Origin of the sequence: Pseudomonas ekonensis, from assembly GCF_019145435.1 — a bacterium.
Lineage (GTDB): Bacteria > Pseudomonadota > Gammaproteobacteria > Pseudomonadales > Pseudomonadaceae > Aquipseudomonas > Aquipseudomonas ekonensis.
Window position 1 is genome coordinate 2,209,917 of sequence record NZ_JAHSTS010000001.1, and the last position, 13,346, is coordinate 2,223,262.

Genomic DNA, 13,346 nt, shown 5'->3' on the forward strand with positions numbered 1-13,346 from the left:
TCTTACAGCGGTGAATACTCGGGCTTGAGCAACGAGCGGGTGCCGCGGACAACGTTGCCCAGGTTGGTGGTGAACGTGTGCCAGGCGCCGCTTTTCTCCGGGCGATGTCCCCACAGGCTGATGCCGCGATAGGAGGTTGTGCGCCAGTGCGCCTCATCGACCACCATGGCGTTGCAACCCAGTTCCAGTTCGAAGCCGCTGGGGCTCATCACGTAGAACGACTGCTCGCGGTCGTTGGGGTGCTCACCGATTTCGTGGGCCATCTCGAAGCCGAGCTTGCGGCACCGCAAAAAGGCATTGGTCAGTTCGCCGATCGATGTGGTGAGCAGGTTCATGTGTTGCACACGGGTACGAATCGGATCCATCGGCAGGCCACGCAGGCGGGCGATGGCAATCGAGTGATGACGCTCGTTGACCCGGAAGAAATCGACGTCCAGGGTCAGCCCGGCTATGCGTTCGACGATATGGTCGCTGACCCGCGCATCAAATATCTCCTGCCAGAAGCGCTGCATCTGTTGCGGCTTGCGCGAGGTGATCGCCAGGTGCCCCATGCCGGCGTCGCCGGTAATGAAGCCGGCGCTCAGCATGTTCAGGGGTTGGTCGGTCAGCAGGGGCTCCCAGAACAGCTCGACGGCCATGCGTTTGGGGCCGAGCACGCGCCAGAATCTTTTCACCCCGCGTTGCGCGGCTTCCTCCGGCTGGCCGGGTCGCGCCTCGATGCCCAGGCGCTGCAAGCGCTTGAGGACTTCATCGAGGGTTGCCTGGTCGCGCAATTGCCAGCCCACGGCGAGGAAATCTTCCTGCCGGCCGCGCTGGATAATGATCCGCCGCTGGTGCTGATCCATGCGGAAAGCCAGGGTTCGTTCATCCGAACTGGCCATGTGCAGGCCGATGCCTTGCTGGAGCAGCGCACGCCATTGCGTCAGGTGGCAGGACTCGATCAACGCATAGCCCATGCTGCTGGCGCCGAAGATGTCCGGCGTTGTCCGTTTGATCATCGCTTGATTGTTCATGGCCAGGACTCAGTGCGCAGCACGGCTGTCGAGGAAGGCCAGCGTCACGGTATTGAACTCGTCCGCGCGCTCCCACTGCACCCAATGGCCGGTCCGGCTGAACAGGTAGAGGTTGCAATCGGGCATACGGCTGCGCAGTGCCTCGCCGCCGCTGGAGCGATTGACCTTGTCTTCCGTCCCCCAGAGCACCAGGGTCGGCACCTGGCAGTGCTTGAGGCGTGCATCGCGGGTGAAGTCCCAGCGCGAGAAACGGGGAATGCCCGTTGGCCGGCGCAGGGGTGGGGCGGCAATGACCTGCGGGTCGATGCTGGCCTCGAAACGCTCGCGGATCATCTCGTCACTGACCTGACTGCCGTCGAACACCAGGTAGTCACGGATAAAGCGCGTGATCTTGGCCAGCGTCGGACCTTCACCGTTGTAGTAGTCGAGCAGCAGCTTGAGACCGGGTGTCGGCAGACTGCGAGTCGTGTTCACGCCACCGGGCCCCATCAGTACCAGAGCCGAGACACGGGTGGGTGCGTCCAGCGCCATGCGCAGGGCACAGGCACCGCCCAATGAGTTGCCCACCACGTGCGCGCTCCTGATGTTCAGGGCATCGAGCAGGCCGAGCATCGTTCCCGCCAGATCGCCGAACGGATCCTTGCGGTCAACGCCTTTGGTGGAGCGGCCATAGCCGGGCATGTCGACGACGATGACCCGGAATCGCTGAGCGAGCGATTCGATGTTGCGCGAGTAATTGGACAGGCCGGAGGCTCCCGCTCCGCCACCGTGGAGCATCAGCAGGGGATGGCCGATGCCCGTTTCGCTGATGAAAATCTGCCGACGACCCACTTGCACCGTTCGCGAGGTCAGGGCAGGAAGAGGTTCTTTATTGTTCATTGTCAGTTCCTGGCGTAAGGCACTTCGACCCAGGCGGTGGGTACGTGCTTCCGGCAGACTCTAGCACTCAAGATCAATATTGAACAATAGTGTTCAATTGTCTTTTTTGCGGACAATGAAAAGCCAGATTCCCCAAGGGGATCTGGCTCCAGAAAAATCAGGGAAGGGCATCAAGCGGCGAGCAAGGGCAAATCCTGAGTAGCGATGCTGCGCGCTTCGTCGGCCGGCACGCCGAGCGCCCTGAGGACGAACTCGGCCATGTCGGAGCCCGCATCGCGCCAGGTCTTGTGCCCTTGAAGCACCAGCATCGTGGCACCCAGCACGCCGCCACCGATCATCGCCATCACCGAAGGCAATTGTTCCTGCCGAAAGCGGTACTGCTCACTGGTCAAGCCGCTGAGCACATCGTGCATGGGCGGGCCGCTCCACATCTGTTGCAGCGTCTCATTGCTGGCCCCATAGCGCACGATGAACCCACCCCAATGCGGTTCTTCATGGGCACGGCGGATATACAGGCGGATGCCGGTGGCCAGGCGAACGGCGGGTGTCGCTTCGGGATCTGCGCTGCGTGCGGCCCTGTCGTTCATTTCGGCACTGAGCTGGCTGGCGACATCCTCGAACAGCGACTCCACCGAGTTGAGGTTGTTGTAGATCGTACCGCGGGCCACGCCGGCGATCTGGGCCAGTTCGCTGACGTTGACCTCCTCGACACGTTTCTCGACAAACAGCCGGATCGCAGCCTCATGGATGCGCTTCTGCACGGGACTGAGTTTCAAAGCAATGAGCTCCAAAGGGGGTGATTTCTGCCATTGAACAATCGCGTTCAAAATATAGCAAATGAGCCTTGTCGAAGATTGACAATATTGAACATCGGTGTTCAATATTGATCTCGAAAGTTGTTCTGCCATGCCCGCCATACCGAGCCCGAAGCCAGTCAAGAGAGTCAGCATGTCAATCAAGCAAGGCCGTATCGACGTCCACCATCACATCATTCCGCCCGCATTCGTCGACGCCATGAATGCCAAGGGGCTGCACAAAGTCGCCGGTGCGCCGTTGCCGGACTGGACCGCGGAAAAGTCCATCGAGGTGATGGACGCCAACGGGATCGAGCGGGCGATCACTTCACTGTCGGCGCCTGGGGTCCACTTCGGCGACGGCGTCCGGCAGGCCAGTGAACTGGCGCGGCGGTGCAATGAATTTGCCGCGCAGATGCGTGCGCGTTATCCGAGCCGCTTCGGCAATTTTGCGGTGTTGCCGATGCCGTTCACCGATGCCGCTTGCCGTGAGGCCATTCATGCGCTGGACGTGCTCAAGGCCGAGGGCATTGTTTTGCTGGCAAGCACCGATGGGGTGTTTCTGGGCGATCCACGGTTCGACGAACTGATGGCCGAGCTCGATCGCCGAAAAACCGTGGTGTTTGTCCACCCCAACATGCACCAGACCAGCGAAACCATCGGTCTGCAAACCCCGGGATTTCTCATTGAGTTTCTCTGCGACACCACGCGCGCTGCGGTCAACCTGATCCTGAGCGGAACCATGGAGCGGTATCCCGGCATCCGCTGGATTCTGTCCCACTCCGGCGGCTTCCTGCCGTTTGTGGCCTGGCGTGTATCGCTGGCCAACGCGTTGCCTGAGTTTCAGCCGCATGCGCCGCAGGGCGTCATGACCTACATCCGGCGCTTTTACTACGACACGGCGTTGTCGCCATCTCCGTATTCCATGGCGGCACTCAAGCAACTGGTGGAGCCTTCGCACATCCTGTTCGGCAGTGACTATCCCTTCGCCCCGGCGCCCGCCACGGCGCTGCAGTGCCGGACACTGGAGAGTCTGGACATGTGGTCGCCAGCGATCATGCACGGCATCAACCGAGGCCATGCCCTGAGCCTGTTTCCTCAATTCCGTCAGCCCGATGAAGTCGTGTCCCCGGCGCCGATCTATGAGGGCGAATCCTTCTCGCAACGTGTGCGACGCAGCATGACCCGGCCGATCGGCGCCTTGGCGGAGCGAATGCGCAAACGCTGAAGCAACGGGTTGCCAAGGACTGCCGGCGACCTTTCAGGCCACTGAATCTCAAGATCCATCCGCGTGCCCCGGGTGTTTACGCCCGCTATCAAAAAAATAATAAGAGCCAAATCATGACAATAAGAAATCAGCTTTGCGTGCTGGGGCTATGCCTCACCTCGACACAACTCCTGGCCAACGGTCTGCAAGTCAACGAACAGAGCATCAGCTCGGCAGGCAAGGCCTATTCCGGTCGCGCTTCCGATGTTCAGGACGCCTCCATCGTTTACGGCAACCCTGCAGGCATGTCCCGCCTGGCGGGTGAACACATCAGCGGCGGCGTGAGTTTCATCGATGTCCGTTCGCGCATCAGCAAGGTCGACACCACCGTGTCGGGCACTTCGCACGGCGATATGGTGCCCGATCCGATTGTCGTGCCATCGGGTTTCTACACGCTGCAAATCAATGACGACTGGCACGTGGGGTTCGGGGTCTACGCCCCCTTTGGCGGAAGCACGGACTATGAGAGCAGCTTCCAGGGACGCTACCGCAGCTCGCGGACCCAGGTGAAGGTCGTTACCTTGCAACCGACCGTCAGTTACCGGATCAGTGATCGACTGTCCGTGGGCTTCGGACCGACGTTCAACCGTCTTGACGGCCTGCTCGAAAGTAAGATTGCCAACAGCGCGGTGGGCGGGCAGGGCGACGGCACTGTCAAGGTCAGCGGCGACGACTCCGCCTGGGGATTCAATGCGGGCATCCTGTTCGACCCCTTCGACGACCTGACCTTGGGGCTGACCTATCACTCCAGGGTCGACTACGACCTGAGCGGAAAGACCAAGGTCACGGGTGCCAATGGCTTGCTGGCACCGATCCCGGTGCTGGGGCTGCCGGGCCTCAACGGCAAATATGACGCGAGCCTGGCGTTCACCACACCGGAAACGGTCGATGCCTCGGCGACCTGGCGCATCAACGATCGGCTGGATGTCTCCGCCGGTGCGTTGTGGAGCCGCTGGAGCCGCGTGCAGGAACTCAGGGTGCTGAACTCCGGCGTGCCCCGGGCCTACGGCCCCTTCGATACGATCGTCGAAACCCTGAAGTGGCGTGATACCTGGTCGTTCTCCACGGGCATGTCCTATCGCCTGAACAAGGAATGGAAGGTGCGTGCAGGGATTGCCTATGAGCCGACACCGATGCCCAATCAATACACCTCCACCCGCGCGCCTACGGGAGACCGGAAGATTTTCACGGTAGGACTGAACTGGCAGATGACCGATCAGACCTCTCTTGACCTGGGATACGGCTACATCCACGAAGATCCGGTCAAGGTCTCTCAGGCCACGTCGCAGGGTGGTCTGCGTCCGGGTTACAGCGCCACCTACCAGAACACGGTCAATGGTCTGGGGCTGCAGTTGAACCACAGCTTCTGATCCGTCCGGTTGCGCGGCCAGACCGCGTCGCAAGCCCGAATCGAAAATGCCGTCCGCGAGCGGTCCCTCAATCCTGTCGACAGGCTTGAGGGACCGCTCGCGGCATGTCTGCAGTCGATAAAGGCACCTTCAGATGATCAGGATAAATTCAAGAAAAACAATGATGTGCACTGAGTGCACGATGATGTGGTTTTTGATTGTGAGGCCATTGGCACCCTTCCTATACTCGCTGCAACAAATACAAACGCCCTTAAAGGGGAATTGCCATGCGCCTTACCTGCCTGTTGACGTCATCCAGCCCTGACGACTCCCTTCCCGAAACATAACGGTTTTTCGTTAGACCCCGTACCAGTCAAAACGCCCGCTTGAGCCACTTGCGCCTTTCTGCGCGAGGACGGTATCGGCTTGCCCGGATTTATTGGGCCGGCAAGGGCAGTGTCGAGGATTTACAACAATGAACAAACTGAATCCAGAGCAACTCAAGGCCGATTACACCGCAGACGTCGTGGTCATCGGCGCAGGCCCTGTAGGGCTGGCCATCGCTAACTATCTCGGCCAGGCCGGGGTAGAGGTGCTGCAGATCGAGAAACTTGACCAGTTAATTGATTACCCGCGAGCCATCGGCATCGATGACGAGTCGCTGCGTACCGTTCAGGCGATAGGTCTGGTCGACCAGGTGCTGCCGCATACCACGCCTTGGCATGCAATGCGTTTCCTCACGCCCAAAGGGCGCTGCTTCGCGGATATTCAACCCGCTACCGATGAGTTTGGCTGGTCGCGGCGCAATGCGTTCATCCAGCCACAGGTCGACGCCGTACTGCACCGGGGGCTCTCACGTTTCGCCAATGTTCAAACATTGTTTTCCCGTGATGTGGTGGGCCTCGACCAGGACGAACACGGCGTCAGCTTGCGCATGAACGGCCCCGACGGACGCTGCGAAACGGTTCGTGCCCGTTACCTGGTCGCGTGCGACGGGGGCAATAGCCTGATCCGGCGGACAATGGATATCTCTTTTGAAGGCAAGACTGCACCCAACCAGTGGATTGTCATCGACATCGCCAATGACCCGCTCGGCACCCCCAATGTCTACCTGTGCTGCGACCCTGTGCGCCCCTATGTTTCGGCGGCGTTGCCCCACGCTGTCCGTCGCTTCGAATTCATGGTCATGCCGGGTGAAACCGAGGAGGAGTTGGGCAAACCTGAGAATATGCGCAAGCTGTTGGCCAAGGTGCTGCCAGACCCGAGCCGGGTCGAGTTGATCCGCAAGCGTGTTTACACCCACAACGCACGGCTGGCGGGCCGATTCCGGTGCAAGCGCGTCCTGCTGGCCGGCGATGCTGCGCACATCATGCCGGTGTGGCAGGGCCAGGGTTACAACAGTGGCATGCGCGACGCGAGCAACCTTGGCTGGAAGCTGGCTCTGGTCGTCAAGGGACTGGCCGGTGAAGCGCTGCTCGACACCTACGAACAGGAGCGGCGCAATCACGTCAAGGCGATGATCGACCTGTCTGTGCTGGCAGGTCATGTACTGGCTCCGCCCAAGCGCTGGCAAGGGACGTTGCGTGACGCAATTTCCTGGACGCTGAACTACTTGCCATCGGTCAAGCGCTACTTTCTTGAGATGCGTTTCAAGCCAATGCCGCAGTACACGGAAGGGGCGCTGGTTACCGAAAAAGGTGGGAAGGCCACACCTGTCGGACGCATGTTCATACAGCCTAAGGTCGTCACCGAAGCGGGTGAGATTCGCTTGTTGGACGACGTGATCGGCAGCAATTTCGCCTTTATTGCCTGGGGCAGCAACCCGCTTTGGGGGTTGAGTGCTGATCAGGTGGAGGCTTGGCGTGCGCTGGGTGCGCGCTTCATCCAAGTGATACCGGACGTTCAACTCAAATCCGGCAATGAGGTTGCGGACGGCGTCATCCGCGTAGGTGATAGCACGGGCCGTTTGAAAGAGTGGTTCGGCCGCTTCCCGGTATCGATCGCGCTGCTGCGCCCGGATCGTTTCGTTGGCGCCGTGGCTATCCCGCAGACCATCGGCCATGTCAGCGACGGCCTGCTGCGTGCGCTCGATGCCCAACCTCTGGCCTCTCGACAGGCGCCTTCGGCGACCAAGGTGGCCTGAGATGAACGCTTATCTGCACTGCCTGTCGCACACCCCTCTCGTAGGTTACGTCGACCCGGAGCAAGCCGTGCTCGCGGAGGTGGGGGAGGTGATTGCAGCCGCTCGCAGGCGCATTGCCGAGTTCGATCCAGAGCTGGTGTTTCTGTTCGCCCCGGATCACTACAACGGTTTCTTCTATGACGTGATGCCGGCTTTTTGCATGGGCATGCAAGCCACTGCCATCGGCGACTTTCAGAGCGCGGCAGGCCCGCTCAATGTACCGCGCGACATCGCCGAGGCTTGTGCTCGCACGGTGCTGGAAGCCGGAGTGGACACTGCCGTTTCCTACCGGATGCAGGTCGACCATGGTTTTGCTCAGCCATTGGAGTATCTGCTGGGTGGCCTGGCCGAAAAACCGGTCATTCCGGTTTTCATAAACAGTGTGGCGATCCCGCTGCCAGGCTTTGCCCGTGCCCGCCTGCTCGGCGAGGCAATCGGTCGTTTCGCTCGGGACTGCGGTAAGCGTGTGCTGTTCATCGGCTCAGGCGGGCTGTCGCATCAGCCGCCAGTGCCGGAACTGGCCCACGTCGATCCACGCATGGCTGATCGTCTGATGGGCAGCGGCCGCAACCTGCCGGCCGATGAGCGCCAGGCCCGGCAAAACCGGGTGATCAGCGCTGCCGAGCATTTCGTGCGGGATCAACACTCGCTGCATCCGCTCGATCCTGCCTGGGATAACCACTTTCTCGACCTTCTGGAGCAACGTCGCTACGGCGAGCTCGACACCATGGGTAACGACGAGCTGTCAGCACTGGCGGGCAAGTCGACGCACGAGATCAAGACCTGGGTGGCAGCCTTCGCCGCACTGGCTGCATTCGGCGACTACCAGACCACCGAACGCTACTACCGACCCATCCCGGAGTGGATCGCTGGCTTCGGATCGCTCAGTGCCCATTCCATTAACTGATGAACAGAGGATTCCCGCTATGACCGGCACTTCCTTCAATGAAGCCACCAGCAGCCGATTTGCCCGCATTTGTGAGGGCGATCTGGACATGCGACTGCACTATAACGATCTTGGCGAGGGGGCCGAGACCATCGTCATGCTGCATGGCTCCGGGCCGGGTGCCAGTGGCTGGGCCAACTTCAGCCGCAACCTCGAACCACTGCTCGCCGCAGGCTATCGCGTGGTACTGATGGACTGCCCGGGGTGGAGCAAAAGCGACCCGATCATCAACAGTGGTTCGCGCTCGGATCTCAACGCCACCGCACTCAAGGGCCTGTTGGATGTTTTGGGCCTGGACCGTGTTCACATCCTCGGCAATTCCATGGGCGGTCACAGCGCTGTGGCCTTTGCCCTGAGCCACCCCGAGCGCGTCGGCAAACTGGTACTGATGGGGGGCGGCACTGGCGGCGCGAGTCCGTTCGTACCGATGCCGACCGAAGGCATCAAATTGCTTAACGGCCTGTACCGCGAGCCGACCATCGAAAACCTGAAGAAGATGATGAACGTCTTCGTATACGACCCAAGCGATCTCACCGAAGCGTTATTCCAGACTCGCCTGGACAACATGCTCAGCCGGCGCGATCACTTGGAAAACTTCGTTTCCAGTCTGGCGGCCAACCCCAAACAGTTTCCTGACTTCAGCGGGCGCCTGGGCGAAATCAAGTCCAGCACATTGGTGGTGTGGGGGCGCAACGACCGCTTTGTGCCGATGGATGTCGGCCTGCGCTTGATCGCGGGCATAGCGGATTCCCGACTGCATGTGTTCAACAACTGCGGTCACTGGGCGCAGTGGGAGCACGCCGCCGCCTTCAACCGCCTGGTACTGGACTTCCTCCGGCACTGATCAAGAGACCGACTCCATGAACATTGATTCGCAGACCCTTGAGCGTTTGGCAGCCGACCTGCGCCGCGCCCAACAGCAGGGGGAGGCTATGGCCCCGCTGCGCGAGACCATCGGCGCGGACAACGCTGAAGCGGCCTACGCCATCCAGCGCCTGAATGTCGCGCATGCACTTGCCCAAGGCAGGCGTCTGGTAGGCCGCAAGATCGGCCTGACCAACCCTAAGGTGCAAGCCCAGCTGGGCGTCGCGCAACCGGACTTCGGCAGTCTGTTCGCCGACATGTGCTACGGCGACAACGAAAACGTGCCTTACACCAGCATCATGCAACCGAAGATCGAAGCCGAGATCGCCCTGGTGCTCGCTCATGACCTGCCCAGCGCGCAAACCACCTTTGCCGATGTGATCGCGGCGACCGGCCATGTGCTGCCCGCGTTGGAGATCGTTGGCAGTCGTGTGCAGGGCTGGAACATACGTTTTGCCGATACCGTCGCAGACAACGCCTCCAGTGGCTGTTTCGTGTTGGGCGGACCGGTTCGCCGGTTGAACGACCTCGACCTGCGCAACGCCGCCATGCGAATGACCCGCAACGGTGAGCCGGTATCCAGCGGATCCGGCATCGAATGCCTGGGCCACCCTTTGAACGCCGCCGTTTGGTTGGCGCGCACCATGGCGCATCTGGGCGATCCGCTGCGTGCTGGCGACATCATTCTCACCGGTGCTCTCGGGCCGATGGTGACAGTAGAGCCAGGTGACCATTTCGAAGCCGAGATCGACGGTTTGGGCCGTGTCGGCGTGACCTTCAGCAGCAAGTGACGGAGACCTACATGAGCCAGAAACGCAAAGTCGCCATCATCGGCTCCGGCAACATCGGTACCGACTTGATGATCAAGATCCTGCGCAACGCCCTGCACCTGGAAATGGCTGCAATGGTCGGTATCGACCCGGCCTCCGATGGCTTGGCTCGAGCCGCCCGCCTGGGCGTGGCCACGACCCACGAGGGGGTAGAGGGACTGACTCGCCTGCCAGTGTTTCCGCAGATCGATTTTGTTTTTGACGCCACCAGTGCCGGCGCCCACGTGAAGAACGACGCCTTTTTGCGTCAGCATAAGACGGGCCTGCGCATCATCGACCTGACCCCGGCTGCTATCGGACCGTACTGCGTCCCCGTGGTCAACCTGGAGGAGCACCTGCAAGCGACCAATGTGAATATGGTCACCTGCGGTGGCCAGGCAACCATTCCTATGGTCGCGGCGGTCTCGCGCGTGGCAAAGGTGCACTACGCCGAGATCGTTGCATCGATCGCCTCAAAATCCGCAGGCCCGGGCACCCGTGCCAACATCGACGAATTCACCGAGACCACCAGCAAGGCGATCGAAGTGATCGGTGGTGCAGCCAAAGGCAAAGCGATCATCATCATGAACCCAGCCGAGCCACCGCTGATGATGCGCGATACGGTGTATGTGCTGAGCGAGAGCGCCAACCAACGGCATGTGGCGGCCAGCATCGAGGAAATGGCCGCGGCAGTGCAGGCATACGTACCCGGCTACCGACTCAAGCAGCAAGTGCAGTTCGAAGAGGTGCACGACCTGAAGCTGCCGGGGCAGGGAACCTTCACCGGCCTCAAGACTTCGGTGTTCCTTGAAGTCGAAGGCGCTGCTCACTATCTGCCGGCCTATGCAGGCAACCTCGACATCATGACATCCGCCGCGCTGGCCACCGCCGAGCGCATGGCCCTGGCGATGGGAGCTTCGGCATGAACGGCAAGAAACTCTATATCAGCGACGTGACCCTGCGCGACGGCATGCATGCCCTCCGCCATCAGTATTCGCTGGATGATGTACGTGCCATCGCTGCGGCGCTGGACCGGGCCAGGGTTGACTCCATCGAGGTCGCCCATGGTGATGGCCTGCAAGGTTCCAGCTTCAACTATGGCTTCGGTGCCCATACCGACCTTGAGTGGATCGAGGCCGCCGCCGACGTGGTCAAGCACGCCAGGATCGCCACGCTGCTGCTGCCAGGGATCGGCACGCTCCACGATCTGAAAAATGCCTACAACGCCGGGGCGCGCATTGTTCGCGTGGCGACCCACTGTACCGAGGCGGATGTTTCGCGTCAGCACATCGAATACGCGCGCGAGTTGGGTATGGACACGGTGGGCTTTCTGATGATGAGTCACATGCAGACACCTGACGGGCTCGCGCAACAGGCCAAATTGATGGAGAGCTACGGTGCTACCTGCATCTATGTGGTGGACTCGGGCGGCGCCATGAACATGGAGGACATCCGCACGCGTTTCCGGGCGGTCAAGGCTGTACTGGATCCTGCGACAGCAACCGGCATTCATGCCCACCACAACCTCAGCCTCGGCGTGGCCAACTCGATCGCCGCGGTCGAGGAAGGGTGCGACCGCATCGACGCCAGCCTTGCCGGCATGGGCGCCGGCGCCGGCAATGCTCCGCTTGAGGTCTTCATTGCTGCGGCTGACAAGTTGGGGTGGAACCATGGCACTGATCTGTATGCGCTCATGGATGCCGCCGATGATCTGGTACGTCCGCTGCAGGATCGCCCCGTGCGGGTGGATCGTGAAACGTTGGCGCTGGGTTATGCCGGAGTGTATTCGAGCTTCTTGCGCCATGCCGAGGTCGCCGCTGCCCGCTACGGCATCAAGGCGGTGGACATCCTCGTCGAGCTGGGCAAAAGACGCATGGTCGGAGGGCAGGAAGACATGATCGTGGATGTGGCGCTGGATCTGCTCAAGCACTGACGCAGATGCCCGGGGGGCCGCGGTGCGGCCCCTTTCCAAGACTGATGACAACCCAACACAAAAACAAAACGGGTGATTTCATGGCGTCTTCTATCAATCCGCCTCGTGCGGCCGTAACGATCGGCCTTTGTTTCCTTGTAGCCATGCTTGAAGGTCTGGACCTGCAGGCCGCCGGTATCGCTGCCCCTGGTATGTCCATGGCATTCGGACTGGGCAAACTTCAGATGGGCTGGGTGTTCAGCGCCGGGATTCTCGGTCTGCTGCCCGGCGCGCTTGTCGGCGGTTGGCTAGCCGACCGCCTCGGGCGCAAGCGCATCCTGATCGGCTCGGTAGCGCTGTTCGGGGTGTTTTCATTAGCCACTGCCCATGCCTGGAGCTTGCCCAGCTTGCTGCTTGCACGCCTGTTGACGGGGGTGGGGCTGGGCGCCGCATTGCCCAACCTGATCGCCCTCACCAGTGAAGTGGCCGGCGAGCGCTTGCGTGGCAGTGCGGTCAGCCTGATGTATTGCGGCGTCCCGCTGGGGGCGGCGCTGGCGGCCGGCATCGGTATCGCGGGGTATGGCGGCGACTGGCAGCAGGTGTTCTACGTCGGTGGCGCCGGACCGCTGCTGATCTTGCCGCCGCTGATGCTCTTCCTCCCCGAATCGGGGCAGTTCCGTGCTGCCGAACACACTCAGGGTGCGTCCAGTCCGGGCCGCGATCTGTTCGGGCAGAGCGCGACCTGGCTACTGTGGCTGAGCTATTTCTTTACCTTGATGGTGGTGTACATCTTGATCAACTGGCTGCCCAGCCTGCTGGTAGGTCAGGGCTACAGCAGCCATGACGCAAGCTGGGTGATGTTCGCTCTGCAAATTGGCGCGGCCATCGGCACGCTGGTTCTGGGCCAAGTGCTCGAACGTCTGCCAGCCGGGGTAACGGCAGCCACGGTTTACTTGGGAATACTCGCCGCACTGGCTGGGCTGGGCCTGGCCAACGCGTTGCCGGCAATGCTGGTCGCAGGTTTCTTCGCTGGCTTCTTCGCGACAGGGGGGCAGGGCGTGCTTTACGCGCTGGCACCTCACTTCTATCCGGTCCGCGTACGTGCCACGGGGGTTGGCGCTGCGGTTGCGGTCGGACGCTTGGGAGCCATGAGCGGTCCCTTGGTCGCCGGCCAGATGCTGGCCCTCGGTGCGGGTTCGGTCGGCGTATTGATGGCCTCGGCTCCTGGGGTAGTCATCGCAGCCCTTGCCCTGTTTCGTCTGATAGGCCGGCGCCCGGCCTGACCTCAGCCGTCATTCAACCTTGCTTGCTCCCTGCTGCGTCCGCGGCAG

At 61.4% G+C, this 13,346-nt stretch carries 12 protein-coding genes; 9 read left to right on the forward strand and 3 right to left on the reverse strand.

Annotated elements, in window-relative coordinates; translation table 11 throughout:
- Positions 1 to 2: 2 nt before the first annotated feature.
- From KVG96_RS09810 to KVG96_RS09820, 3 genes are all read right to left on the reverse strand, one after another.
- Positions 3 to 1,013 (reverse strand): VOC family protein, encoded by a 1,011-nt coding sequence (locus KVG96_RS09810; RefSeq protein ID WP_217891846.1) that lies wholly within the window; start codon positions 1,011 to 1,013, stop codon positions 3 to 5.
- Between the two features lie 9 nt (positions 1,014 to 1,022).
- The gene (locus KVG96_RS09815; RefSeq protein WP_217891847.1) at positions 1,023 to 1,892 is read right to left on the reverse strand and encodes an alpha/beta fold hydrolase; all 870 of its coding nucleotides are present in this window, start codon (positions 1,890 to 1,892) and stop codon (positions 1,023 to 1,025) included.
- A 170-nt stretch (positions 1,893 to 2,062) separates the two neighbouring features.
- Complete coding sequence (locus KVG96_RS09820; RefSeq protein WP_217892460.1) at positions 2,063 to 2,668, reverse strand: TetR/AcrR family transcriptional regulator; 606 nt, start codon at positions 2,666 to 2,668, stop codon at positions 2,063 to 2,065.
- 172 nt (positions 2,669 to 2,840) lie between these two features.
- On the opposite strand from KVG96_RS09820, the gene KVG96_RS09825 reads away from it, so the two are divergent.
- From KVG96_RS09825 to mhpT, 9 genes are all read left to right on the forward strand, one after another.
- Positions 2,841 to 3,914, forward strand: coding sequence for an amidohydrolase family protein (locus KVG96_RS09825; RefSeq protein WP_217891848.1), 1,074 nt, complete (start codon positions 2,841 to 2,843; stop codon positions 3,912 to 3,914).
- 113 nt (positions 3,915 to 4,027) lie between these two features.
- Positions 4,028 to 5,323: an OmpP1/FadL family transporter gene (locus KVG96_RS09830; protein ID WP_217891849.1), complete on the forward strand. Its 1,296-nt coding sequence runs from the start codon at positions 4,028 to 4,030 to the stop codon at positions 5,321 to 5,323.
- Positions 5,324 to 5,777: 454 nt separating this feature from the next.
- Positions 5,778 to 7,445, forward strand: coding sequence for a bifunctional 3-(3-hydroxy-phenyl)propionate/3-hydroxycinnamic acid hydroxylase (locus KVG96_RS09835; RefSeq protein WP_217891850.1), 1,668 nt, complete (start codon positions 5,778 to 5,780; stop codon positions 7,443 to 7,445).
- 1 nt (position 7,446) lies between these two features.
- The gene (mhpB, locus tag KVG96_RS09840; protein WP_217891851.1) at positions 7,447 to 8,391 is read left to right on the forward strand and encodes a 3-carboxyethylcatechol 2,3-dioxygenase; all 945 of its coding nucleotides are present in this window, start codon (positions 7,447 to 7,449) and stop codon (positions 8,389 to 8,391) included.
- A gap of 19 nt (positions 8,392 to 8,410) precedes the next feature.
- On the forward strand, positions 8,411 to 9,274 hold the full coding sequence (locus tag KVG96_RS09845) for an alpha/beta fold hydrolase (protein WP_217891852.1): 864 nt from the start codon (positions 8,411 to 8,413) through the stop codon (positions 9,272 to 9,274).
- 16 nt (positions 9,275 to 9,290) lie between these two features.
- On the forward strand, positions 9,291 to 10,085 hold the full coding sequence (gene mhpD / locus KVG96_RS09850) for a 2-keto-4-pentenoate hydratase (RefSeq protein WP_217891853.1): 795 nt from the start codon (positions 9,291 to 9,293) through the stop codon (positions 10,083 to 10,085).
- Positions 10,086 to 10,096: 11 nt separating this feature from the next.
- Complete coding sequence (locus KVG96_RS09855) at positions 10,097 to 11,029, forward strand: acetaldehyde dehydrogenase (acetylating) (protein WP_217891854.1); 933 nt, start codon at positions 10,097 to 10,099, stop codon at positions 11,027 to 11,029.
- Entirely contained in the window at positions 11,026 to 12,036 is a 1,011-nt protein-coding gene (mhpE, locus tag KVG96_RS09860) for a 4-hydroxy-2-oxovalerate aldolase (protein WP_217891855.1), read from the forward strand. Before KVG96_RS09855 ends, mhpE begins: the two co-directional genes overlap by 4 nt.
- A gap of 80 nt (positions 12,037 to 12,116) precedes the next feature.
- Positions 12,117 to 13,298 carry a 3-(3-hydroxy-phenyl)propionate transporter MhpT gene (gene mhpT / locus KVG96_RS09865; RefSeq protein ID WP_217892461.1) on the forward strand — a complete coding sequence of 394 codons (1,182 nt, stop codon included), beginning with the start codon at positions 12,117 to 12,119 and terminating at the stop codon, positions 13,296 to 13,298.
- The last annotated feature ends 48 nt before the right edge of the window (positions 13,299 to 13,346 follow it).